The sequence below is a fragment of the Pseudomonas sp. 382 genome (assembly GCF_002759075.1).
GTDB lineage: Bacteria > Pseudomonadota > Gammaproteobacteria > Pseudomonadales > Pseudomonadaceae > Aquipseudomonas > Aquipseudomonas vlassakiae.
On record NZ_PEMX01000010.1, the window covers coordinates 26,854 to 47,952 of the forward strand.

At 62.9% G+C, this 21,099-nt stretch carries 24 protein-coding genes and 1 tRNA gene; 14 read left to right on the top strand and 11 right to left on the bottom strand.

The features are described from left to right. Positions 1 to 11: 11 nt before the first annotated feature. Both CQW31_RS13640 and CQW31_RS13645 read left to right on the top strand, forming a co-directional pair. A complete protein-coding gene (locus CQW31_RS13640) occupies positions 12 to 467 on the top strand; it encodes a MarR family winged helix-turn-helix transcriptional regulator (protein ID WP_054883704.1) in 456 nt (151 codons plus the stop codon). A 141-nt stretch (positions 468 to 608) separates the two neighbouring features. Then, entirely contained in the window at positions 609 to 1,037 is a 429-nt protein-coding gene (locus CQW31_RS13645; protein WP_054883703.1) for an organic hydroperoxide resistance protein, read from the top strand. Positions 1,038 to 1,093: 56 nt separating this feature from the next. Here the strand turns inward: CQW31_RS13645 and efp are convergent, their stop codons facing one another. Further along, the gene (gene efp / locus CQW31_RS13650) at positions 1,094 to 1,663 is read right to left on the bottom strand and encodes an elongation factor P (RefSeq protein WP_054883702.1); all 570 of its coding nucleotides are present in this window, start codon (positions 1,661 to 1,663) and stop codon (positions 1,094 to 1,096) included. A gap of 48 nt (positions 1,664 to 1,711) precedes the next feature. Then, positions 1,712 to 2,845, bottom strand: a complete 1,134-nt coding sequence (earP, locus tag CQW31_RS13655; RefSeq protein WP_054883701.1) for an elongation factor P maturation arginine rhamnosyltransferase EarP — start codon at positions 2,843 to 2,845, stop codon at positions 1,712 to 1,714. Positions 2,846 to 2,974: 129 nt separating this feature from the next. On the opposite strand from earP, the gene CQW31_RS13660 reads away from it, so the two are divergent. Together CQW31_RS13660 and CQW31_RS13665 are read left to right on the top strand one after the other, a co-directional pair. Beyond that, a complete protein-coding gene (locus tag CQW31_RS13660; RefSeq protein ID WP_099814705.1) occupies positions 2,975 to 3,373 on the top strand; it encodes a hypothetical protein in 399 nt (132 codons plus the stop codon). A 2-nt stretch (positions 3,374 to 3,375) separates the two neighbouring features. Next, on the top strand, positions 3,376 to 3,846 hold the full coding sequence (locus CQW31_RS13665) for a GreA/GreB family elongation factor (protein WP_054883699.1): 471 nt from the start codon (positions 3,376 to 3,378) through the stop codon (positions 3,844 to 3,846). Positions 3,847 to 3,960: 114 nt separating this feature from the next. Here the strand turns inward: CQW31_RS13665 and CQW31_RS13670 are convergent, their stop codons facing one another. Then, the gene (locus CQW31_RS13670; RefSeq protein ID WP_099814706.1) at positions 3,961 to 4,893 is read right to left on the bottom strand and encodes a LysR family transcriptional regulator; all 933 of its coding nucleotides are present in this window, start codon (positions 4,891 to 4,893) and stop codon (positions 3,961 to 3,963) included. Positions 4,894 to 5,011: 118 nt separating this feature from the next. Here CQW31_RS13670 and CQW31_RS13675 point away from each other — a divergent pair, with 118 nt between their 5' ends. Next, the gene (locus CQW31_RS13675; protein WP_054883697.1) at positions 5,012 to 5,761 is read left to right on the top strand and encodes a 3-oxoacyl-ACP reductase family protein; all 750 of its coding nucleotides are present in this window, start codon (positions 5,012 to 5,014) and stop codon (positions 5,759 to 5,761) included. A 55-nt stretch (positions 5,762 to 5,816) separates the two neighbouring features. Here CQW31_RS13675 and CQW31_RS13680 read toward each other — a convergent pair whose 3' ends face one another. Beyond that, positions 5,817 to 6,698: a LysR family transcriptional regulator gene (locus CQW31_RS13680; RefSeq protein WP_099814707.1), complete on the bottom strand. Its 882-nt coding sequence runs from the start codon at positions 6,696 to 6,698 to the stop codon at positions 5,817 to 5,819. A 105-nt stretch (positions 6,699 to 6,803) separates the two neighbouring features. On the opposite strand from CQW31_RS13680, the gene CQW31_RS13685 reads away from it, so the two are divergent. The 3 genes from CQW31_RS13685 to CQW31_RS13695 all read left to right on the top strand — a co-directional run bounded on the left by CQW31_RS13685 (position 6,804) and on the right by CQW31_RS13695 (position 10,742). Further along, positions 6,804 to 7,985, top strand: a complete 1,182-nt coding sequence (locus tag CQW31_RS13685) for an MFS transporter (protein ID WP_099814708.1) — start codon at positions 6,804 to 6,806, stop codon at positions 7,983 to 7,985. 119 nt (positions 7,986 to 8,104) lie between these two features. Continuing rightward, positions 8,105 to 8,485 (top strand): hypothetical protein, encoded by a 381-nt coding sequence (locus CQW31_RS13690; protein WP_054883694.1) that lies wholly within the window; start codon positions 8,105 to 8,107, stop codon positions 8,483 to 8,485. Between the two features lie 118 nt (positions 8,486 to 8,603). Next, positions 8,604 to 10,742 (top strand): TonB-dependent siderophore receptor, encoded by a 2,139-nt coding sequence (locus tag CQW31_RS13695; protein ID WP_099814709.1) that lies wholly within the window; start codon positions 8,604 to 8,606, stop codon positions 10,740 to 10,742. A 198-nt stretch (positions 10,743 to 10,940) separates the two neighbouring features. Here the strand turns inward: CQW31_RS13695 and CQW31_RS13700 are convergent. Then, a tRNA-Ser gene (locus CQW31_RS13700) sits at positions 10,941 to 11,030 on the bottom strand. A 290-nt stretch (positions 11,031 to 11,320) separates the two neighbouring features. Here CQW31_RS13700 and CQW31_RS13705 point away from each other — a divergent pair. The 3 genes from CQW31_RS13705 (at position 11,321) to CQW31_RS13715 (ending at position 13,975) form a co-directional block, all read left to right on the top strand. Then, entirely contained in the window at positions 11,321 to 12,010 is a 690-nt protein-coding gene (locus tag CQW31_RS13705) for a crotonase/enoyl-CoA hydratase family protein (protein ID WP_099814710.1), read from the top strand. A gap of 177 nt (positions 12,011 to 12,187) precedes the next feature. Continuing rightward, positions 12,188 to 12,907, top strand: coding sequence for a 1-acyl-sn-glycerol-3-phosphate acyltransferase (locus CQW31_RS13710; protein ID WP_099814711.1), 720 nt, complete (start codon positions 12,188 to 12,190; stop codon positions 12,905 to 12,907). Positions 12,908 to 13,003: 96 nt separating this feature from the next. Then, positions 13,004 to 13,975: a magnesium and cobalt transport protein CorA gene (locus CQW31_RS13715; RefSeq protein ID WP_054883690.1), complete on the top strand. Its 972-nt coding sequence runs from the start codon at positions 13,004 to 13,006 to the stop codon at positions 13,973 to 13,975. A gap of 33 nt (positions 13,976 to 14,008) precedes the next feature. Here the strand turns inward: CQW31_RS13715 and CQW31_RS13720 are convergent, their stop codons facing one another. After that, positions 14,009 to 14,743, bottom strand: a complete 735-nt coding sequence (locus CQW31_RS13720) for an amidotransferase (RefSeq protein WP_099814712.1) — start codon at positions 14,741 to 14,743, stop codon at positions 14,009 to 14,011. Positions 14,744 to 14,965: 222 nt separating this feature from the next. Here CQW31_RS13720 and CQW31_RS30900 point away from each other — a divergent pair, with 222 nt between their 5' ends. Both CQW31_RS30900 and CQW31_RS13725 read left to right on the top strand, forming a co-directional pair. Further along, positions 14,966 to 15,166, top strand: coding sequence for a hypothetical protein (locus CQW31_RS30900; RefSeq protein ID WP_143524220.1), 201 nt, complete (start codon positions 14,966 to 14,968; stop codon positions 15,164 to 15,166). Between the two features lie 55 nt (positions 15,167 to 15,221). Beyond that, positions 15,222 to 16,022, top strand: coding sequence for a cytochrome c (locus CQW31_RS13725; RefSeq protein ID WP_099814713.1), 801 nt, complete (start codon positions 15,222 to 15,224; stop codon positions 16,020 to 16,022). Between the two features lie 53 nt (positions 16,023 to 16,075). Here CQW31_RS13725 and CQW31_RS13730 read toward each other — a convergent pair whose 3' ends face one another. The 4 genes from CQW31_RS13730 to CQW31_RS13745 form a co-directional block, all read right to left on the bottom strand. Next, positions 16,076 to 16,408, bottom strand: a complete 333-nt coding sequence (locus tag CQW31_RS13730; protein WP_054883687.1) for a ribonuclease E inhibitor RraB — start codon at positions 16,406 to 16,408, stop codon at positions 16,076 to 16,078. A 174-nt stretch (positions 16,409 to 16,582) separates the two neighbouring features. Then, complete coding sequence (locus CQW31_RS13735; protein WP_054883686.1) at positions 16,583 to 16,819, bottom strand: hypothetical protein; 237 nt, start codon at positions 16,817 to 16,819, stop codon at positions 16,583 to 16,585. A gap of 134 nt (positions 16,820 to 16,953) precedes the next feature. Continuing rightward, positions 16,954 to 19,011 carry an LTA synthase family protein gene (locus CQW31_RS13740; protein WP_099814714.1) on the bottom strand — a complete coding sequence of 686 codons (2,058 nt, stop codon included), beginning with the start codon at positions 19,009 to 19,011 and terminating at the stop codon, positions 16,954 to 16,956. Between the two features lie 144 nt (positions 19,012 to 19,155). Continuing rightward, positions 19,156 to 19,347, bottom strand: a complete 192-nt coding sequence (locus tag CQW31_RS13745; RefSeq protein ID WP_054883684.1) for a PLDc N-terminal domain-containing protein — start codon at positions 19,345 to 19,347, stop codon at positions 19,156 to 19,158. Between the two features lie 123 nt (positions 19,348 to 19,470). Here CQW31_RS13745 and CQW31_RS13750 point away from each other — a divergent pair, with 123 nt between their 5' ends. Next, positions 19,471 to 20,409, top strand: a complete 939-nt coding sequence (locus CQW31_RS13750) for a ZIP family metal transporter (protein WP_099814715.1) — start codon at positions 19,471 to 19,473, stop codon at positions 20,407 to 20,409. Positions 20,410 to 20,533: 124 nt separating this feature from the next. Here CQW31_RS13750 and CQW31_RS13755 read toward each other — a convergent pair whose 3' ends face one another. Continuing rightward, a complete protein-coding gene (locus CQW31_RS13755; protein WP_099814716.1) occupies positions 20,534 to 21,064 on the bottom strand; it encodes a hypothetical protein in 531 nt (176 codons plus the stop codon). Positions 21,065 to 21,099: the final 35 nt, after the last annotated feature.

Consider the following 21,099-nt stretch of genomic DNA (forward strand, 5'->3'; position numbering starts at 1 on the left):
CAAGGACCTGCATGAACGCCAACACTCAAGCCTCTTGTGACGAGCTGCTGCTGGACAACCAGGTCTGCTTTGCTCTGCACTCCACCTCGTTGCTGATGACCAAGGTCTACAAGCCTCTGCTGCAAGCACTGGGCCTGACCTACCCGCAGTATCTGGCCATGCTCGTACTGTGGGAGCAGGACGGTCTTACCGTAGGCGAAATCAGCCAGCACCTGCTGACCGACCCCGGTTCGCTCACGCCCCTGCTCAAGCGCCTGGAAAGCGAAGGCCTGCTGCAGCGCAACCGCAGCCGCGAGGATGAGCGGGTGGTGCTGGTGCAACTGACCGACAAGGGCCGCGCCCTGCAGCAGCAGGCTCGGGAAGTGCCGCAATGCATTCTCAAGGCCAGCGGCCGCAGCCTCGAACGCCTGCAGCAGCTGCAGACTGACCTGCTGGAACTGCGCGACAGCCTGCAAAAAAACCTCTGACGGCTACGCTGTGTGCTGCCCGTTCCGATAAACGGTAAATATTTATCTTGCGCGCTAACTAATTGCGCGCCAAATTAAATCCCGTACCCACTTGACGCCACCTGATCACCAGGGGCGCACAGCACACTAGCGAGGCTCAAGATGCAAAAGGTCACTCCGCTGTACATCGCAGAAGCCACTTCCACCGGCGGTCGCGACGGCAAATCCCGCTCCAGCGACGGCAAGCTGGAAGTCAAGCTGAGCACCCCCAAGGAGCTCGGCGGCGCCGGTGGTGACGGCACCAACCCTGAACAGATGTTCGCCGCCGGCTACTCGGCCTGCTTCATCGGCGCACTGAAGTTCGTTGCCAGCCAGGAGAAGAAAGCCCTGCCCGCGGATGCCTCGATCACCGCCAAGGTCGGCATCGGCCAGATCCCCGGTGGTTTCGGCCTGGACATCGACCTGAACATCAACCTGCCGGGCCTGGCCCAGGCTGACGCCGAAGCGTTGGTGGAAAAGGCTCATAAGGTCTGCCCTTACTCCAACGCCACCCGCGGCAATGTGGACGTGCGCCTGCATGTGACCGTGTAAATCACAGGCACAAAAAAACCCGGCCAAGGCCGGGTTTTTGCGTTTCGCAAGAAGGATTACTTCTTGGAGCGGCCTTTGAAGCTGTTGTCGCGCGTGTCGATGTCGATGAACTCACCGATTTCGATGAAGTCGGCAACCGAGATCTCGGTACCGTTCTTCAGCTTGGCAGGCTTCATGACCTTGCCCGAGGTGTCGCCGCGAGCAGCGTTCTCGGTGTACTCGACCTGACGGCTGATGGTGGTCGGCAGTTCAACCGATACCAGGCGGCCTTCGAAGAACACGGCTTCGCAGACGTCTTCCATGCCTTCTTCGATGTACGGCAGAACGGCTTCGATGTCCTCGGCGTTCAGCTCGTACATGGTGTAGTCGGTGGTGTCCATGAAGGTGTATTCGTCACCGTTGATGAACGACAGGGTCGCTTCTTTGCGATCCAGGATCACGTCGTCCAGCTTGTCGTCTGCACCGTAGACGGTTTCAGTCTTGTAGCCGGTCAGCAGGTTCTTCAGCTTGGTCTTCATGATCGCGCTGTTGCGACCCGACTTGGTGAACTCGGCTTTCTGAACCAGCCACGGGTCGTTGTCGATCCGCAGTACGGTACCGGGTTTCAGTTCTTTACCAGTTTTCATTACGAAGTATCCGAATCTGGATGGATTTATAAAAATCGAGGCCGCATATCATAGCCAATTTCGGTAAAACTGTACCAGCGCCTTGGCAAGGTCCGGCCGAGCGGCCTGGCAAGTGGCCCAATCACGGGCGTGCTGCTGCAGTTCCGCCCAGTGTTTGCGGGCTCCTTGCCAGGCGGCGTGCATGTCGCGGTTCATGTTCCAGGCACGCCAAAAGGCCATCAGCGCCTCGCTGGCGGCGTCCGACAAGCCCTGTCGATAATGGCTGAGGAAGGCTTCGAGCTTTTCCCAGTGGGCATTTTCCTCCTGCACATAGATGTGCCAGAGCATCGGCCGGCCGGCCCACTGGGCGCGGACGAACGAATCTTCCCCGCGCACCGCGTTGAAATCGCAGCTCCACAGCAGGCGGTCATAGTCATCCTGACTGACGAACGGCAGGATTTGCACGGTCAAGGTGCCGCGCTGGTGCACAGCGCCGGCTTGCAGCTGCTGCTCACCCAGCCAGGCCCCAAGGTCGCCGAGGATGCGCCCTTGCGGGACCAGCAGGTGAACCGGTCGGGCATCCTCGGCCAGCGCATCGAGCCAGCGCCCCAGTTGCCCGTTTTCGTAGGCGAACAGCGATATCAGCAGCGCGCCAGGCTGCGCCTGCACGCCCAGGCTCTGGAGAAATGCCGCACGCGCCTCGGCCGACTGCTCAAAGGCTTGCCGGCGCGATAGCAGGCTGGCCTCGCGCAACAGCCCACCGGTCTTGTCGGTGAAGCCGGGAAAGAAGAACACCTTGCGCAGGCCATTGGGCTGGGGCGATGGCAAGCCATGGCAGCCTTCGACCCAGTCCTCGGCACTGAGGTATTCAAGGTTCAGCCACAGCACCGGCGCCGGGCGAGCGCGCATCGCCTCGATGTAGGCCGCCGGCAACTGGCAGGCAAAGGCACCGATCACCACGTCGGCCGGCTCTGCGGGCTGCCAGTCGGCAGGCCAGGCACGCACCTCGACACCCTGCTGCCATTGCTGCGCGGCACCGGGATCGGCGCCCGGGCACAGCGGCACGAAGGCATTCAGGTCGTCCACCCACAGGCGCACCGCCAGGTCGTGCTCGGCCACCAGCTGCCGGGCCAGGCGCCAAGTCACGCCAATATCGCCATAGTTGTCGACGACACTGCAGAAAATGTCCCAGGTGGTTTTCATATGCCCTGCCTTGCCTTGCGCGAAAAGGGCGAATTCTGCGGATAATTTGTCGTCGACAAAAGCGCCGCACAAAAATTCTCCGGCAGCATGCGACAATGCCCCCTTCGCCCGCTCTGCCAGGAAGCTGCCATGCCCCGCCAACGTGAATTGAAGATCACCCTCAAACCGCTGCAACTGATTTTCTGCGTGGCCTTGGGCCTGTGGCTCGGCGCCGTGGCGATTGGCCTGAGCCTGTGGCTGGCCCTGCAACTATGGCCTGAACAGGTGCAGCCTGTGGCCCAGGTCGTGGCACCGGCCTACAGCAAACCGGCACCGGCGACTGCACCGGCGCAGCCGGTGGACGCGCAGGGCGAGATGTTCGAGCGCTACAAGGACATCCTGCACAAGCAGGAAATCCAGCAGGCCGCTGAGGCTGCCCAAGGCAACCCGCGCAACCTCAATAGCCCCAAGTGCCAGTTCTGGCTTGCGCAGAACCGTACCGCGCCGACCGAGAAGAGCCAGGCCAACGTGCTGGAGTTCTGTTACTGACCATGGACAAGGCCACCCTGCTCAGCCGCATCGTCACTGCTCTGGAAACCGACATGGAGGTGCTGCGCCGTGCGGCGCTGACCGCCTACGAGGCCGCTACCGCCGAAGAGAACATCGCCGAGAACAAGTACGACACCCTTGGGCTGGAGGCGTCGTACCTGGCCACCGGGCAGGCGCGGCGCACGGCCGAGATTCGCCAGGCGCTGCTGACTTACCAGCAGTTGCGGTTGCGCGAGTATGACCCGGCGCGAGGGGTGCAGGTGAGCAACCTGGTGACTCTGGAGGATGACGATGGCGGGCGGCGCTTGCTTTTCCTCGGGCCTGAGGCCGCGGGTTTGAAGATTGGCGAGGGGGACGAGTTGGTGACCGTGATTACCCCCCGTTCGCCATTGGGACAGCAGCTGGTGGGCAAGAAGATCGACGACGAGGTGAAGCTTGGGGATCAGCTTTTCTACATCATTGATGCTGCCTGACCTGGCCTCTTCGCGGGCACGCCCGCTCCCACAGATAAGCACAAGATCTGAAGGCTGTGCAGTACCTGTGGGAGCGGGCGTGCCCGCGAAGAGGCCGGTACAAGCGACACCCCTTTAGGCCAAAGCGTCGAACCTCCCCGCCAACCCCCGCTCGGCAAACTGCTCCACCACAAAATCGATAAACGCCCGGGTCTTGCCCGGCAACAGCTTGTGCTCGGCGTAATACAGGCTGATATGCCCATCATCCACATACCAGTCTGGCAACACCCGCTGTAGCTGCCGGGCCTCCAGGTACGGCACGGCGAACGGCAAGCTGACCAGGGCGATGCCCAACCCTTGCTGCGCCACCGCACACGCCGCATCCGAATCGCTCATGGTCATCGCCTGACGCAACAGCAATGGCTGTTGTTCCTGCCATCGACTGGTCAAGGGCCAGGAACGTACCCGCCCGGTCTGTGGGGAACGGATCAGAATTCCGTCGTGGCGCTGCAGCACCTCAGGGCTGTTGATAGCGGCATGCCGATTCAAGTACGCAGGTGCCGCCACCAGCACCCGATGGGCCGGGGTCAGCTTGCGCGCCACGACGCCCAGCGGCAGCTCGAAACCACCGCCAATGGCCGCATCGAAGCCCTGGCCGATCAAGTCGACCTGGCGGTTGTCGAAATGCCAGTCCGGGATGATTGCCGGGTAGCGGCGCAGAAATTCACCCAGCAGCGGCAGCACGTACAAGCGGCCGAACACGATTCCCATGCTAACCCGCAGCAGCCCGGCCGGCTGGCCCTCGGCGCTGGCCAGGTTGGCCACGGCGTACTGGATGGTGCGGAAGCTGTCGCTCACCTCGCCCAGAAATCGCTGCCCGGCTTCGGTCAGGGTCAGCTTGCGCGTACTACGCTGGAACAGCCGCACCCCGAGGCGCGCCTCCAACTGGGCAACGTGCTTGCCCACCGCCGCCGGGGTGATGCTCAGGCGCCGGGCTGCCTCGGCGAAACTGCCCACCTCGGCACTACGGATGAAGCACTCGAGGGCGTTGAAGGATTCCATGGCCATTGATTACCAACCAAAGGTTTACTCTGCTAATAGTGATTGCGATCTTATCAGCAGGTAATCAGCAGTCGATACTGCGTCCATCCAAGGCATCCGGCCTTGCTTCCAGCAGGAGATCAGCATGTCCAAGCAACTTACCCTCGAAGGCAAAGTCGCCTTCGTCCAAGGCGGTTCGCGCGGTATCGGCGCGGCCATCGTACGGCGCCTGGCTCGAGAAGGTGCACAAGTGGCCTTCACCTACGTCAGTTCTGCCGGCCCGGCCGAAGCGCTGGCCGATGAGGTCAAGGCTGCTGGCGGTCAGGCCCTGGCCTTGCGCGCCGACAGCGCCGACGCCGCCGCGCTGCAACTGGCGATCGACGACGCGGTGAAGGCTTTCGGCCGCCTCGACATCCTGGTCAACAATGCCGGCGTGCTGGCGGTTGCGCCGCTGGCCGAGTTCGACCTGGCGGACTTCGACCGCACCCTCGCGGTCAACGTGCGCAGCGTGTTCGTCGCCAGCCAGGCCGCAGCCCGCTACATGGGCCAGGGCGGGCGCATCATCAACATCGGCAGCACCAACGCCGAACGCATGCCGTTTGCCGGTGGCGCCCCGTATGCCATGAGCAAGTCGGCGCTGGTCGGCCTGACCAAGGGCATGGCCCGCGACCTCGGGCCGCAGGGGATTACCGTGAACAACGTGCAGCCAGGGCCGGTGGACACCGACATGAACCCGGCCAGTGGCGAGTTCGCCGAAAGCCTGATTCCGCTGATGGCGATCGGGCGGTATGGGCAGGCGGACGAAATTGCCAGCTTTGTGGCCTACCTCGCGGGGCCCGAGGCGGGTTACATCACCGGGGCCAGCTTGTTGGCCGATGGTGGGTTTGCGGCCTGATTTCAGCCTGTACCGGCCTCTTCGCGGGGCAAGCCCGCGAAGAGGCCGGTACAGATCAACCACTGACCCCCAGGCTCTGCTCCATGACCTCGAGAAACGCCCGCGCCGCCGGTGTCGGGCTCTGCGCCCAAACGGCATACAGATGGCGCACCGGCGCATCCACCAGCCGCGCTACAGCCACTCCCTGGAAGCCTTGGGCCACGCGCTCCGGCACCAGCCCGAGCGCCATACCCCGCTGCACGAACTTTTCCACCAGGCGAATATGCCCGATCTCGAACTGCACGCGCCTTACCAGCCCCGCCGCCTGAAACGCCTCGTCCGTCTGGCGCCGCGCCCCGGTACCCTCAGGAAAATCCACCAGCACCTGATCCGCCAGGTCTGCCAAAGCCAGCTGCGCCCTGCCCGCCTGCGCATGCCCCGACGGCAACACGGCCACCAGTTCCTCCCGCGCCAGCAAGCGATGCTGCACCCCTTGCAGCACCTCGCCATGCCACAAGCCAATGAAACCGATATCCAGCCGGCGCTCGCAGACATCGGCAATCAACAGTTCGCTTTTTGCGGTAAGCCAACGCACGTCCACATCCGGGAAACGGCCATGAAACACTGCCAGCACATCGACCAGGTCCAACGCTGTCAGCGAGCTGATTTCGCCAATCGACAATCGCCCCCGAACCTGGCCGCACGCCGCCGCCACGTCATCGGCAATGCGCCTGGCCGCCTCCAGGGCAGGCCGGGCACTGAGCACGAACGCCTCACCGGCAGGCGTCAGGCGAACTCGCCGCGAACTACGCTCGAACAGGCTGACACCCAGCTGCGCTTCCAACCTTGCCACCTGGTGGCTGAGGGCCGACTGCACCACATGGCAACGCTCGGCGGCACGGGTGAAACTGCAGGTGTCGGCCACGGCCAGGGCGTATTCGAGTTGCTTGAGGTTCATCGATCTATCTGCTTTCAAGATTGATAAGCTGAAAACTATACATTGGCGTCATTCAAGACACTTCCAGATACTTGTTACCACTTACTGCCCGCGACGAGATTGCCCATGAAATCCCCCTCCCTGAGCCGCGCCCTGATCCTGCTGATGGCCACCGCCACCGGCCTGGCCGTGGCCAGCAATTACTACGCCCAACCGCTGCTGCACAGCATCGCGCAACAGTTCGGCCTGAGTACCGCCAGCGCCGGCAGCATCGTCATCGCCGCACAACTGAGCTACGGCGCCGGCCTGCTGCTGCTGGCACCGCTGGGTGACCTGTTCGAGCAGCGCCGGCTGATCGTGGTGATGACCGCGATCTCCACCTTGGGCCTGGTCATCAGCGCGTGTGCCCCAAGCCTGCCCTGGTTGCTGCTCGGTACCGCGCTTACCGGCCTGTTCTCGGTGGTAGCGCAGATCCTCGTGCCGATGGCGGCGACCCTCAGCGAGCCCCATCAGCGCGGCCGCGCAGTGGGCACCTTGATGAGCGGGTTGCTGCTCGGCATCCTGCTGGCGCGTACCGCGGCCGGCTTCATGGCCGAGCTGGGCGGCTGGCGCAGTATCTATGTGCTGGCCGCCGTGCTGATGGCACTCACCGCGCTGGCGCTGTACCGCAACCTGCCCGAACACAATAGCCATGCAGGCTTGAAATACCCGGCGCTGATCGGCTCGGTGTTTCGCCTGTTCATCGAAGAGCCGGTGCTGCGCCTGCGCTCGCTGCTCGGCCTGCTGGCGTTCAGCCTGTTCGCGCTGTTCTGGACACCGCTGGCGTTCCTGCTGGCACGCGAGCCCTATCACTACTCCGACGCGGCCATCGGGCTGTTTGGCCTGGCCGGCGCCGCAGGTGCACTGGCGGCCAACTGGGCCGGGCGCCTGGCCGACCGTGGCAAGGGCTCGCTGGGCACCACTGTTGGCCTGGCGGCGCTGCTGCTGTCGTGGGTCCCGCTGGGTTTTGCCGAAAGCTCGCTGCTGGCGTTGCTGGTCGGCGTGCTGGCCCTGGACCTGGCCGTGCAGCTGGTACACGTGAGCAACCAGAATGCCGTGATCGCCTTGCGCCCTGAAGCACGCACGCGGCTGAATGCCGGCTACATCACCTGTTACTTCATCGGCGGTGCGCTAGGCTCGTTGCTGGGCACGCAACTGTTCCAGCGCCAAGGGTGGATGGGCATCGTGGTGGCAGGCCTGGTGATCGGCACGCTGGCCTTGGTGGTATGGGGCGTTTCGCAGCGCAAGGCCGCCGCGCAACTGGCTTGAAGCCATCAGCGGACGTGACAACCCGCCGCATTACCCTCCGTCGCCTGGCCGTTGACTTGCCTGCCCCGGCGGCGCTCAGTAAGCGCTGGTCACAGACCTTTCGCTGACAGGACGACTCAATGACAAGACTCACGGTGCAATCCGGCGATTTCTTGCAAGGTGAAGGCGAGTTTCGCAATGGATCGCTCACACTCAAGACCCCGCGTAGCCCTTCACCCGGCGAGCGCATCTCACTGGCCCGCATCGCTGACCTGCGCCTGGCCAGCCTGGAGTCCAGCCGCAGCCTGGGCACCGCCCTCGGCTGGGGCGTGGCCGGGGCGCTGGTGGCCGGCCCGGTGGGGTTGCTTGCCGGGCTCTGGCTGGGCGGCAAAGAGGAAGAAGCCACCTTCCTGGCCACCTTCAAGGATGGGCGCAAACTGATGGCCATCACCGACGGCAAGACCTGGTCGAAGATCGACGACACCTGGCGCCAGCATCGCCGCCCTCCACCTGCCGATTGAAGACCCGCAGGACTGGGGCCTGATAAGATAGCGCCCCTTTTTCTGCCTGTTCCGGCCCTTTCGCGGGTTTACCCGCGAACAGGCCTGCGCGGTCTTTCGCCCCAAGGACGCTCCCTGCATGCCCTTGCTTCGCCCTCACCTGCCCCTGAGCCTGCTCAGCCTGGGCCTGGCCCTGCACACCCCCCACGGCCTCGCACAGGACAGTGTCGAACTGGCCCCGGTGCAGGTCTCCGACAGCTACGGGGATGAGGGCTATCAGGTGCACGAAGCGTCAGTCGGCGGCTTTCAGCCCGCACCACTGCTCGATACCCCGGCCTCGGTCAGCGTATTCAGCCAGCCACTGCTGGAAGACCGTCAGGTCCGCTTGCTCAGCGAAGTGCTGCAAAGCGACGCCTCGGTGGGCGAAAGCTATGCCCCGATCGGTTACTACGAAAACTTCAACGTGCGCGGCTTCGAGCTCAACGCCGCCAGCAGCTACCGCATCAATGGCCAGACCATCGCCGGCGAGCAGAACGTGGCGCTGGAAAACAAGCAGCAGGTCGAGTTGCTCAAGGGCCTGTCCGGGTTGCAGAGCGGCGTATCGGAGCCCGGCGGGCTGATCAACTACGTGACCAAGCGCGCTGCCGACGTGCGCAGCGTGACGATTTCGACCAACGCTCAAGGCCAGCGCTACCTGGCCACCGACCTCGGTGGCTGGTTCGGCAGCGAGCGGCAGTTCGGCCTGCGTGCCAACCTGGCGCACGAGGACATCCGCTCCTACGTCGACCATGCCGACGGCCAGCGCGACTTCGCCTCGCTGGCCTTCGACTGGCAGATCAACCCTGATGCCACCTTGCAGCTCGATGCCGAATACCAGCACCGCGAGCAACGTTCTGTGCCGGGCTACCAGCTGCTGGGGGGCAGCGCACTGCCCCACGCCATCGACCCGAGTGACCGCCTGGCCTACCAGCACTGGGCGAAGCCCGTACAGAACGACGCGTTGAATCTGGGTGGACGCTTCGAATACCGCTTCAACGAGGCCTGGACCGGTACCCTGAGTGCGTCGCGCAGCAAGGTGGTGATCGACGACTACAGTGCCTTCGCCTGGGGCAGCGAAGGTGGCTGGCAAGCGCACTTCAGCCCTGAAGGCGACTACGACATCTATGACTTCCGCAGCCCCGACGATACCCGCCGCACCGACGAGGCCCAGGCCATGCTCAATGGCCATTTCGACGCGCTGGGCATGCAGCACGACCTGACCGTGGGCAGCAGTGCCCAACGTCGCACGCTCGATCAGCGCCCGTATTACAACGAGTGGGTTGGCAGCGGCAACATCTACACCGGCGCACCGCCCGTGGCGCCGTCGGGTCAACAGGTCGGTGCCAGCGAAAGGCGCCTGGACAGCCGCCAGTACGGCCTGTTCGTCAGCGATCGCATCAGCTTCAGCGAGCAATGGCAAACCGTTGTTGGCGCCCGCGAAGTGCGCCTGGACGAAAAGACCTGGGACGAGGACGGCGTAGCCGGGCGCCATACCCGGCAATACCAGTTGCTGCCCAATGTTGCCCTGATCTACAAACCACGCCCGGACACCACGGTGTATGCCAGCTATGCCAAGGGCTTGTCGGCGGGTGGCACTGCCCCGTGGTATACCAGCAACGCGGCCGAGATCCTCGCCCCTACCCTCTCGCACCAGCTGGAGCTAGGCATCAAGCGCGACTGGCAAGGCATGAGCTTCAGCGCCGCACTGTTCCAGATTCGCCAGGCGTACCAATACGCACGCCCGGAAGGCGACGGCAGCTTCACCTATGTGCAACAGGGCCAGCAGAAGAACATCGGCCTTGAACTGGGTGCCAGCGGCTGGGCAACCTCCAACCTGCAACTTCAGGCCAGCGCAGCGGCGATTCGCGCCCGGGTGCAGAACAGCGGCACCGATGCCTATGAAGGCCACCAGGCGATCAACGTGCCGCGACTGCGCGCCGCCCTGCATGCCGAGTACAACCTGCCGGTTCCGGGCCTGGCATTGCTCGGTGGAGCACGCTACAGCGCCAGCAAGTATGCGAGCCAGGCCGGTAACGTCGAGGTGGGTGGGTACACTGTGTTCGACATCGGTAGCCGCTACCGCACGCAGATCGGTGGGTATGACACCGTGCTGCGGCTGACGGTGGATAACGTCTTCGACAAGCGCTACTGGCGCGATGTGGGGGATTACCTGGGCGACAACTACCTGTTCCAGGGGGCACCGCGAACGGCGCGGCTGTCTGCCTCAGTGAACTTTTGAGTCTCTGGAGCGAGTGACGGCCTTGTAGGAGCGGCCTTGTGTCGCGAAAGGGCTGCGAAGCAGCCCCAGCAATTTGTGCGTCTGCGCTGAAACCCTGGGGCTGCTTCGCAGCCCTTTCGCGACACAAGGCCGCTCCTACAAGGCCCCAGAATGCAAAAAGCCCCCGAACTTTTCAGCTCGGGGGCTTCTTGCAGAATGTGGCGGTGAAGAAGGGATTTGAACCCTTGATACGATTTCTCGTATACACACTTTCCAGGCGTGCTCCTTCGACCACTCGGACACTTCACCGTTTTCCCTTCAAGGCTTTCACCCCGTCGAGGCGCGCTAATTTAGTAGAAGAGCTTTTCTTTGGCAAGCATTTTTTTCAAATTTTTCATGCATTTAAGCCAACCCACTGAAAACCCGAGGTTGCCAGGGCAAAGCGGCCAATCTGGCCAGCGCTTTTTCTCGTCACAAACACTGCACCCTCGCCGCACAAGGCATTGCAGCCCGACGCTGACTGGCCGGTCAGCCTTGCTGCTTTACCTGGCTCGCGGTGCTGGGTAACGTCTTCGCCACGTCACCCTAAGGATTGCGCCATGAGCGAGCTGATTACCTACCACGCCGAAGACGGCATCGCCACCCTGACCCTGAACAACGGCAAGGTCAACGCCATCTCGCCGGATGTCATCGCGGCCTTCAATGCCGCCCTCGACCGCGCTACGCAGGAACGCGCCGTGGTGATCATCACCGGCCAGCCAGGCATCCTCTCGGGTGGCTACGACCTCAAGGTGATGACCTCGGGCCCTAAAGAAGCCGTCGCCCTGGTCACCGCCGGTTCCACCCTGGCCCGCCGCCTGCTCTCGCACCCGTTCCCGGTGATCGTCGCCTGCCCCGGCCATGCCGTGGCCAAGGGCGCTTTCCTGCTGCTGTCGGCCGACTACCGCATCGGTGTCGAAGGGCCGTACAAGATCGGCCTGAACGAAGTGCAGATCGGCATGACCATGCACCACGCCGGCATCGAACTGGCCCGCGACCGCCTGCGTCGCTCGGCCTTCCACCGCTCGGTGATCAATGCCGAAATGTTCGAGCCCAAGGATGCCCTGGATGCCGGTTTCCTCGACAAGGTAGTACCAGCCGAGCAGCTGCTTGAGGTCGCCCTGGGCATGGCGCGCGAGCTGAAGAAGCTGAACATGCTGGCACACAAGAACACCAAGCTGAAGGTGCGCAAGGCGCTGCTGGATAGCCTTGACGAGGCGATCCTGCTCGACCAGGGCCACATGGGCTGACCGGTACTGGCCCTTTCGCGGGTAAACCCGCTCCCACAGGTATCACTGCCCATGGGTGCAGCGCTGTCGCTGTGGGGCGGATTACCCGCGAAGAGGCCGCACCGGCTCACACCAGGGTTTGCCCCGGCCAGTGCACAGCCGTACACTGCGTCGCGACTGTCTGGTGTGAGTCGTACCATGCTTTACTCGCTTCGCATGTTCCTGCTGGGGCTGCATTTTCTGCTGGTGGGCTTCATCGGCCTGCTGATCGGCCTGCTGCGCCCCTTCAACCGCGACAACAGCCGTGTCTTCGCGCGCCTCTACAGCGTGCCAGCCACCTGGCTGATGCGCATCAAGGTCAAGGCCGAAGTCGGCCCGCTGTGGGACCAGCCGCCCGGCTGCGTGATCGTCGCCAATCACCAGTCCAACTTCGACCTGTTCATCCTCGGCCATGTGGTACCGCAACGCACCGTTGCCATTGGCAAAAAGAGCCTCGGCTGGATCCCGCTGTTCGGGCAGCTGTTCTGGCTCGGTGGCAATGTGCTGATCGACCGTAAAAACGCCTACCAGGCGCGCAAGGCCATGCAGACCACCACGCGCATCCTGCAAGACGACACCTCGATCTGGATCTTCCCGGAAGGCACGCGCAACCCCGACGAACAGTTGCTGGCGTTCAAGAAAGGCGCATTTCACATGGCCGTGGAGGCCGGCGTGCCGATCGTCCCGGTGTGCGTCAGCCGCTATGCCCGGCGCCTGAGCCTGAACAGCTGGCGGCGGCGGACCGTGATCGTGCGCTCGTTGCCGCCTATCGCCACCCGCGGCCTCAGCCAGCAGGACCTGCCCGCGCTGATCGAACAGTGCCGCACACAGATGCAGCTGTGCATCGATAACATGGAAAACGAACTGGCAAAGGCCTAGGTTGCTTTCGTCGCCAGCAAGCTTGCGCCGCCAGTTGCTCTACAGCCAACTACAGCCCAAGCTGTAACCCGTGTACAACCGAACAAGTGGATAACCATGGGTCGAGTCGTGGCATCGGCGGTGTATGCCGCCGGCAGAAAGGTCACCAACATCAATATCGACGAAGGCAGCGAGTGGGCGCGCAAGCCGGGGCACTTCGTGTGGATCGGCCTGGAAGAACCCAACGCCGAGGAACTGGCCAACTTGCAGTGCCAGTTCAACCTCCACGAACTGGCCATCGAGGATGCGCTGGAAAAACACAGCCGGCCCAAGCTGGAAACGTTCGGTGACGCGCTGTTCATCGTCACCTATTCGCCAGTCCGCCATCAGGGCAAGCTGGAGTTCATCGAAACTCACATCTTCGCCGGCAACGGCTACATCATCACCTGCCGCAATGGCCACTCGAAATCCTACGCGCTGGTGCGCCAGCGCTGCGAGGCGCGCCCGCTGCTGCTGGAACATGGCGAAGACTTCGTGCTGTATGCCCTGCTCGACTTCGTCACCGAGAACTACCAGCCGGTCAGCGAGGCCATTCATGGCGAGATCGAGGAGCTGGAACAGAGCGTGCTGAGCACCACGCTGCAGGAGGAAGATATCCAGCGCCTGCACGGCCTGCGCCGCGACATCCTGCGCCTGCGCCGCTATGTGGCGCCGATGGTGGAAATCAGCGAGGAACTGCAGCGCCTGAGCTTCCCGTTCATCGACAAGAACATGCGCCCGTACTTTCGTGATGTGCAGATCCACGTGACGCGGCAGATGGAGGACCTGGCCGGGATTCGCGACATCGCCAGCCAGACCATCGAAATCGGCATGCTGCTGGAATCGTCACGGCAGAGCATCGTGCAGCGCAAGTTCGCCGCGTGGGCGGCGATCCTGGCCTTCCCCACGGCGATTGCCGGGATCTACGGGATGAACTTCCAGAACATGCCAGAGTTGGGGTGGCACTATGGCTACTTCGCAGTGCTGGGTGTGATCGCGCTGGGGTGTACGGGGTTGTTTGCCAGCTTCAAGAAAGCCGGCTGGCTTTAGATTGCCGGGAGCGCTTTGCGCCCCGGCATTTGATCAGGCGGCGCTGTCGCTGGACTTGGCCGGCTGCTGGATGAAGCGCAGCATCCATTCGCCCACCAGGTCGCCCTGGTGCTCGGTGGCCAGGCTGGCAATCGCCTTTTGGTACACCTCGTCCCCGAGGTACTCCTGACGCGCATCGAGCAGCGCCCGCGAGTAGTCGTGGACGAACTCCGGGTGGCCCTGGAAACAAAGCACCTGGTCGCGGATGTGATACGCCGCATTCGGGCAGAAGTCGCTGGAGGCAATTACCGTGGCGCCTTCCGGCAGCTCGGTGACCTGGTCTTGATGGCTGATCAGCAAGGTCAGCTCGGAAACCTCCGGGTCCATCCACGGTGCATGCGCCGCCAGCGAGTAGCGGTGCACGCCCACGCCCCAGCCCTGGTCGGCGCGCTCGGCCTTGCCACCCAGGGTCAATGCCAGCAGTTGATGGCCGAAGCACACACCCAGCAGCTTCTCGCCACGCTCGTAGAGTTTGAGCAAGTAGGCCTTGAGCGTCTGGATCCAGGGGTCGCTGCCGAACGAGTCGGCCTTGCTGCCCGTCACCAGGTACGCATCGAAGCGTTCGCCGTCGGGCGGGTACACGCCGTTCATCACGTTGTACACACGAAACTCGGCTGCGATCGGCTGACGCGAGAAGAGCTGCTCGAACATCCTTCCGTAGCCCTGATACTGCGCGGTCAACTCCGGTCGCAGGACATCGGTTTCAAGGATGCAGATGCGTAACGACATAGGGATAGTCCTGAACGACATGGGTGGGAATCTGCTGTAGAGACTGACGCGAAAGCCACGTACAAGCAAGTAGGCTGCACTGACGAACGGTCACAATTTGTCGAATATCCAGGGAGGGATCTGCGGCTGTCTAGGCAGAGCTTGCCAGCGCGATAGCTAAAGGCCTCATAGCCAAACAGCATCATACATAACCCCTTTAGAACAAAGCGTTCTCGACAATGCATGACGTTCGCCCTGTGGGTGGTTTATATCCACATACATGAGGCAAGCAGACCCGACAAGGAAGCCACCGGGTATTCAGGAATAACAACAAGAAGGCGGTCCGCCATGTTCAGACAATCGAAACTTCGCCAAGCCGGGCTCATTCTCTTCGCCACGACTTTGCTGCTGATTCTTCCCAACCTCACGCGGTTGTTCGGCTGACAGCGCCAATGCTTCGCTTGGGTTAATCTTCCGGTTTTCTGGTCGGAGATTACCCATGCGTCATTGCCTGGCCCTGCTAGCCCTGTTGTTGAGCCTGCCGCTGTCGGCGGCGCAGTTGCACCTGGAGCTGGGTGACAGTGCCCGACAATGGTCCAGCGAAGCGCTGTTGAGGCACCCTCAGGCCCGCGATATCGACATCGATCAGGACGTTTCGTACAAGCGGCCCATGCATTTTCGCGCCGTGCCACTGGCAGCGCTGCTGCAAGGGGTAAAGCCCGAAGACCATCTGCAGGCGGTGGCGCTGGACGGTTTTGCCGCGGAAATGCCAGCCGGGCCGCTACTGCAGCAGGCGCCGGCACGCGCCTGGCTGGCAGTCGAGGACCCGGCCAAACCGTGGCCTGCGCTGGGTGACGGCAAGCCGAGCGCCGGGCCGTTCTACCTGGTATGGACCAACCCGCAGGCCAGCGGCATTCGCCCCGAACAATGGCCATTCCAGGTCGCCACGATCCGCCGCCTGGCGTCGGTCGAACAACGTTTCCCCGCACTGCTGCCCGACCCCAGGCTGGGAGCCAATGACCCGGTACGCCAGGGCTTCGCCCTGTTCCAGCAGAACTGCCTGGCCTGCCATCGGCTCAATGGCGCGGGGGATGCCCAGTTCGGGCCGGACCTGAATGTGCCGCACAACCCGACCGAGTATTTCCGGCCTGAGTATCTGCGCAGGTACATTCGTGATCCGCAGAGCTTGCGGCAATGGCCGCAGGCACGAATGCCTGGGTTTGCCGAGAGTGTGCTGAGTGAGCAGGAGCTGGATGCATTGCTGGCTTATTTGGGGCATATGGCCGGGCGCAGGCCTTGAAATCGAGGGACCTTCATCGCGGGCGGGCCCGCGAGGAAGGCCACATATTGTTTTCAGGCAGTCAGCCTTTCCTGCTTGACGCCCCACCCTTCGACTTCGCCGCCACAAGGTGAAACGACCTGCTCGAAGGCCTCCTCGAAATCCCCAATCCCGCCATAGGTGGCATACATGACCTTGCTCAGTTCCAGGTGCCACGCGCCATCGTCCAGTTCACGCACCTGAGCATTCAACGATTCGCCACGAAACTGCCCGGCTGCCCGCCGCGCGCCGGCTTCATCTGGAAATACCGCGTAGAACTCGATGGGGTGGATGCGGGTAAAGTCGAAACCGCCAGCTTTCATCTGGCGCAGGACATTGCTGCTGATATCGTCGTTCAGGCTGCTCATGAATCGTCCTCCCGAATAATGCGATGGATAGACTTTCCGTGCACTACGCACCTGCCGGCACTGCCGACAGATCGAGCTGATGCAAGACGCGAATTGAATGGGTGCAGGCCCGCAGAAAAGGCCGGCACCTTCCACCAGCGTAGTGCCTGCACCGGCACCACGCCAACCGGTGGTTCAGGGCGCTTCGTGGATGCTGGTGATGATCACGCCGGTCTGCTCCTTGAGCCAGCGTGCAGTGGGTGACGGGGCGCGGTCCTGAAAGTCGTTGAGGTCCAGCTCATCCATGACCGGAAACAGATGCGAACGGATGGCGCGAGCCGCCTCCTCTTCGCTGGGGCACTGTTCACCGTGCAGCAGCAAGGTGGTTGGCTCGCCTTTCTGATCGGCAAAGATGACTTCCCACTCTTTCATTGACTAGCCCTCTGAATCAAAGAACACCCGGTGAGTGATGCCTGTAGATGCAGACCTTGGCCCCAGACATTCGTTCCGGCAACAAAAAGGGCCGCATTGCGGCCCCTTTGTACTCACTGATTGCTGCCTGATGCTTATTTCTTCGGCGTACCGTGGACGACACCGGCGGTGTTGTCCAGCAAGCTCTTGGTCGCCGTCTGGATGAAGGCTTCGAGCTGCTGCAGCATCTGCGGCTGCTCCGGGCTTTCGATCAGTTCGGCCTTGAACTCGCTGCCCAGCTGGTAGCGGTACATGCGCGGGCTCATGTCCTTGGACTCGATGAGCAGGTGATCGCCCTTGACCAGGCCGACGATCTGCTCGCTGCCCGATGGCTTGATCATGCCGATGCCCGGGTCACCCTCAGGCAGGTTGAGCAGGTCGCGGCCCCAGCACTGATGACGCGTTTCGCCACCCAGGCGGCCCATGATGGTCGGCACGATGTCGACTTGGGTACCAACAGTGTGGTTGACCGCACCGAACTTCTCCTGGATGCCCGGCGCGATCAGCAGCAGCGGCACGTTGAAGCGGCCCAGGTCAAGCTCGGTGACCTGCTGCTGGTTGCCGAAGCCGTGGTCGCCGACGATAACGAACAGGGTGTCCTTGAAGTACGGCTCTTTACGCGCCTTCTCGAAGAACTGGCCCAACGCCCAGTCGGAGTAGCGCATGGCGGTCAGATGCTCGTCCAGGCGACCAAGCCCTGTGACCTTTTCCACCGGCAGGTTGCTTGGCAACGCGTACGGCGTGTGGTTGGACAGGGTCTGCAGCAGCGCGTAGATCGGCTTCTTCTGGTCGTGCTTGGCCAGTTCCTCGTTACCGCGGTCGAACATGTCCTGGTCGGACACGCCCCAGGTCGGGTCGGAGAACACCGGATTGACGAAGTCGTTACGGCCGATGAAGGTGGTCATGCCCTGGTTGCCGAAGAACCCGGACTGGTTGTCCCAGGCGAAGTCGCCGTTGTAGACATAGACGTCGTCGTAGTCGCGGGCGCTGAGCAGTGCCGGCAGGCCCGACAGCTTATGGCCACCCTCAGGGGTCTGCATCAGGTATTCGAAGCCTGGCAGGTTGGGGAAGCAGGCCATGGTGGCGAACATGCCCTGGTGGGTATGGGTGCCGTTGGAGAAGAAGCGGTCGAACAGCAGGCCTTCTTTGGCCAGCTTGTCGAAGTACGGGGTGATGTTGTTCGGGCTGCCCAGCGCACCGACCGAGTGGCCGGCGAAGCTTTCCATGAGGATCACCACGACGTTCTTGATCGGCAGGGTACGGTCGGCCGGCGGCACGAAGTCGCGGCGTACGGCGGCCTCGTCGGCGTCGACCAGGGTGTCGTTGGCAGTCAGCAGCTGCTTGCGCACGGTCTCGGTGGCCAGCTCTTGCTTCAGCACCGGCTTCCAGATGTTGGCGCGGTCTTCGCCGAAGCGGCTCTTGGCTGCGTCGATCAAGGTCAGGGTGCCGTTCAGGCCCAACTGGTTGACGAAGTTGGAGTCGGTGGTGAAGGCATCACCCCAACGCATCGGCGGGCCCTGGCGCAGGGTGCCACGGGCGGCGACCACAGCCAGCAGCAGGATAACCATGAACACCGCCAGGCGGTTGTACCACGGCGCCACGCGCTGTTCGCCGGTACCCCGGGTCAGGCGGTCGATGCCCTTGAACAGCAGGCTCAGCAGCCAGGTGCCGAAGGCCCAGGCCAACAGGTAGCGGACCACCGGGAAGCCGTACCAGAGCATGCTCAGAACGGTTTTCGGGTCTTCCTTGATGTACTGGAAAACCAGGCCGTTGAGGCGCTGGTGGAACTCACGGTAGAAGTCCATCTCCATCAGGCCGAGGAACATCACCACGCTCGAGGCGAGGGTCAGCCAGAAGCGGAACAGCCCGCGCCGGGCCATGAGCCAGGGGCTCAGCATCGCCAGCAGCAGAGGAATGCTCAAGTACACCACCACCCGCAGGTCGAAGCGCAATCCGTTGAAGAAGCCTTCGGCGACGGTCGAGTAAGGGGTGTCGCCGATCATGTCGCTGTTGTAGACCAGTAGCGCCAGGCGCACCAGGCTGAGCATCAACATGATCACCAGGCCGCTGAGCAGCGTATAGGCCAGGTGCGATTTCAAGGTCGGCGTGAACGCTCGCGCGCCCTGTTGCCTCAAGGCATCCGTGTTAGCCATGAATGGGAAGGTCCTAGGATTGCGGTTTGCGGAGGTGGCATTGGGGCTGGCCCAACGCAAGCATTATGCGGGAGCGGATTCTGTTTAATCCAATGTGAAAATTTTGTCACGTCACTATTGCTGATTTTGTCTGGGACGCAGCTTTCATGGACGGACATTGCCCCGCGGCCCGGCAATCGCCCAGATCACCAGGCCGATCACTGGCAGCAGGGCTATCAGCAGGATCCACAACACCTTGATCCCTACCTCGCTGCCGCTCTTGATCACGTTGAGAATTGCCCAGATGTCGAGGGCGAGGATAATCAGGCCGACCAGGCCATTGAAGGTAGAGCCCATGCCACGTTCTCCTTGAAAGGCTGTTGCTCAGCATAGTCCTCTATTGGAGCGATAGAAGTGAATCCTTGGCCTGCCGCGCAGGTCACTACCTACACTGCAAGCATTCCTGCATTCGAGGTTCCTATGCCCCCTGCTCACAGCCAAAGCGCCACCCCGCCCTCCCTGCTGAACGCCTGGCGCGAGCAATTGCTCGGCAGCCCATGGCTCAGCGCGGGCCTGGGCGTGAGCCTGCTGGCGGTCGCCGTGCTGCTGGTGGCCAGCTTCTGGAACGCCATCAACGGCGACCACGCCGACAACCTGCACCTGGCTGCGCTCGGCGGGCTTTCCGGTTTTGCCGCTACCGCCTTGGGTGCGGTGCTGGCGGTAGTACTGCGCGATGTCAGCGCACGCAGCCAGGATGTGATGCTCGGCTTTGCCGCCGGCATGATGCTCGCTGCCAGTTCGTTCTCGCTGATCCTGCCAGGCCTGGATGCCGCCCGCGCAATCACCGGCAATGGCCCGGCAGCGGCGTTCACCGTGGTGCTGGGAATGGGCCTGGGCGTGCTGCTGATGCTCGGCCTCGACCGCTTCACCCCGCACGAGCATGAGAGCACCGGCCCTTGCGGGCCGGAGGCCGAGCGCATCAGCAGGGTCTGGCTGTTCGTGCTGGCGATCACCTTGCACAACCTGCCCGAAGGCATGGCGATCGGGGTGAGCTTCGCCAATGGCGACATGAACATCGGCCTGCCGCTGACCAGCGCGATCGCCATCCAGGACATCCCCGAAGGCCTGGCCGTGGCCCTGGCCCTGCGGGCAACCGGGCTATCGAACCTCAAGGCTGCGCTGGTGGCGATTGGTTCGGGGCTGATGGAGCCCTTGGGCGCGGTGATCGGCCTGGGCATCTCCACCGGCTTTGCCCTGGCCTACCCGATCAGCATGGGGCTGGCGGCGGGGGCGATGATCTTCGTGGTGTCCCACGAGGTGATTCCCGAGACCCACCGTAACGGGCATCAGACGTCGGCGACCCTGGGGTTGATGGGTGGGTTTGCGGTGATGATGTTTCTGGATACCGCGCTGGGGTGAATTTTATTGGTTACCTGTGCTGGCCTCTTCGCGGGCTCGCCCGCTCCCACAGGGATCGCATACGCTTCGAGATTGTGCGGACCCTGTGGGAGCGGGCAAGCCCGCGAAGAAGCAAACGGTGTAATCAGACGTGAACCGCGACCTTCAAAGCCTCCAGCGCTGGCTCCACCTTGATCCCCACCTCTGCCCCCAGCTCCAGCACCCGCGCCAGGTCCTGCTGGCCAACCATCACCATCTGCAGCTCGTCATCGAGCAACTGGCTGAAGTTAAGCAGCACATAACCGCCCGCTTCCTTGTTCAACGCGCCCATCTGCACCTGGATGCGGTTGAGTGCGGTCAGCGGCTCGGTGCGCGCCAGCTGCTTGGGCTTGAGGGTGAATGGCACGCTCTGGTCGAACGAATCGCTGATGCGCTGGAACAGCTCCTGGTAGCTGTCGGCCTGGAATACCACGGTGTCTGGCAGGCTGCCGAGCACGACCCACTCACCCAGCGGGATCGGGAAGCTGTCGTCGTAGTTGATGTCCGGGTTGGCGGCGAGGAAGGCAGCGGGGTCGGCGTAGGCCTGGGCGGCCTCGTCGGCGATGCGCTCGATATCCTCATCGCGCATGCAGCCGGCGCCGACGAGGCTGATGAATTCGAGCAACTGGTTTTTCATGAAAGGGGGCCTGCGACGGGTGAAAAGTCGCCAAG

Excerpts from the sequence above, each read along its gene's own strand:
- CQW31_RS13685 (WP_099814708.1), top strand. The coding sequence starts at position 6,804 with ATGAAATCCCCCTCCCTGAGCCGCGCCCTGATCCTGCTGATGGCCACC.
- CQW31_RS13645 (WP_054883703.1), top strand. The coding sequence starts at position 609 with ATGCAAAAGGTCACTCCGCTGTACATCGCAGAAGCCACTTCCACCGGC.
- CQW31_RS13710 (WP_099814711.1), top strand. The coding sequence starts at position 12,188 with ATGCTTTACTCGCTTCGCATGTTCCTGCTGGGGCTGCATTTTCTGCTG.
- CQW31_RS30900 (WP_143524220.1), top strand. The coding sequence starts at position 14,966 with ATGACGTTCGCCCTGTGGGTGGTTTATATCCACATACATGAGGCAAGC.
- CQW31_RS13750 (WP_099814715.1), top strand. The coding sequence starts at position 19,471 with ATGCCCCCTGCTCACAGCCAAAGCGCCACCCCGCCCTCCCTGCTGAAC.
- CQW31_RS13670 (WP_099814706.1), bottom strand. The coding sequence starts at position 4,893 with ATGGCCATGGAATCCTTCAACGCCCTCGAGTGCTTCATCCGTAGTGCC.
- CQW31_RS13730 (WP_054883687.1), bottom strand. The coding sequence starts at position 16,408 with ATGAGCAGCCTGAACGACGATATCAGCAGCAATGTCCTGCGCCAGATG.
- CQW31_RS13725 (WP_099814713.1), top strand. The coding sequence starts at position 15,222 with ATGCGTCATTGCCTGGCCCTGCTAGCCCTGTTGTTGAGCCTGCCGCTG.
- CQW31_RS13705 (WP_099814710.1), top strand. The coding sequence starts at position 11,321 with ATGAGCGAGCTGATTACCTACCACGCCGAAGACGGCATCGCCACCCTG.
- CQW31_RS13665 (WP_054883699.1), top strand. The coding sequence starts at position 3,376 with ATGGACAAGGCCACCCTGCTCAGCCGCATCGTCACTGCTCTGGAAACC.
- CQW31_RS13715 (WP_054883690.1), top strand. The coding sequence starts at position 13,004 with ATGGGTCGAGTCGTGGCATCGGCGGTGTATGCCGCCGGCAGAAAGGTC.
- CQW31_RS13640 (WP_054883704.1), top strand. The coding sequence starts at position 12 with ATGAACGCCAACACTCAAGCCTCTTGTGACGAGCTGCTGCTGGACAAC.
- CQW31_RS13745 (WP_054883684.1), bottom strand. The coding sequence starts at position 19,347 with ATGGGCTCTACCTTCAATGGCCTGGTCGGCCTGATTATCCTCGCCCTC.
- CQW31_RS13740 (WP_099814714.1), bottom strand. The coding sequence starts at position 19,011 with ATGGCTAACACGGATGCCTTGAGGCAACAGGGCGCGCGAGCGTTCACG.
- CQW31_RS13675 (WP_054883697.1), top strand. The coding sequence starts at position 5,012 with ATGTCCAAGCAACTTACCCTCGAAGGCAAAGTCGCCTTCGTCCAAGGC.
- CQW31_RS13680 (WP_099814707.1), bottom strand. The coding sequence starts at position 6,698 with ATGAACCTCAAGCAACTCGAATACGCCCTGGCCGTGGCCGACACCTGC.
- CQW31_RS13735 (WP_054883686.1), bottom strand. The coding sequence starts at position 16,819 with ATGAAAGAGTGGGAAGTCATCTTTGCCGATCAGAAAGGCGAGCCAACC.
- CQW31_RS13720 (WP_099814712.1), bottom strand. The coding sequence starts at position 14,743 with ATGTCGTTACGCATCTGCATCCTTGAAACCGATGTCCTGCGACCGGAG.
- efp (WP_054883702.1), bottom strand. The coding sequence starts at position 1,663 with ATGAAAACTGGTAAAGAACTGAAACCCGGTACCGTACTGCGGATCGAC.
- CQW31_RS13755 (WP_099814716.1), bottom strand. The coding sequence starts at position 21,064 with ATGAAAAACCAGTTGCTCGAATTCATCAGCCTCGTCGGCGCCGGCTGC.
- CQW31_RS13660 (WP_099814705.1), top strand. The coding sequence starts at position 2,975 with ATGCCCCGCCAACGTGAATTGAAGATCACCCTCAAACCGCTGCAACTG.
- earP (WP_054883701.1), bottom strand. The coding sequence starts at position 2,845 with ATGAAAACCACCTGGGACATTTTCTGCAGTGTCGTCGACAACTATGGC.
- CQW31_RS13690 (WP_054883694.1), top strand. The coding sequence starts at position 8,105 with ATGACAAGACTCACGGTGCAATCCGGCGATTTCTTGCAAGGTGAAGGC.
- CQW31_RS13695 (WP_099814709.1), top strand. The coding sequence starts at position 8,604 with ATGCCCTTGCTTCGCCCTCACCTGCCCCTGAGCCTGCTCAGCCTGGGC.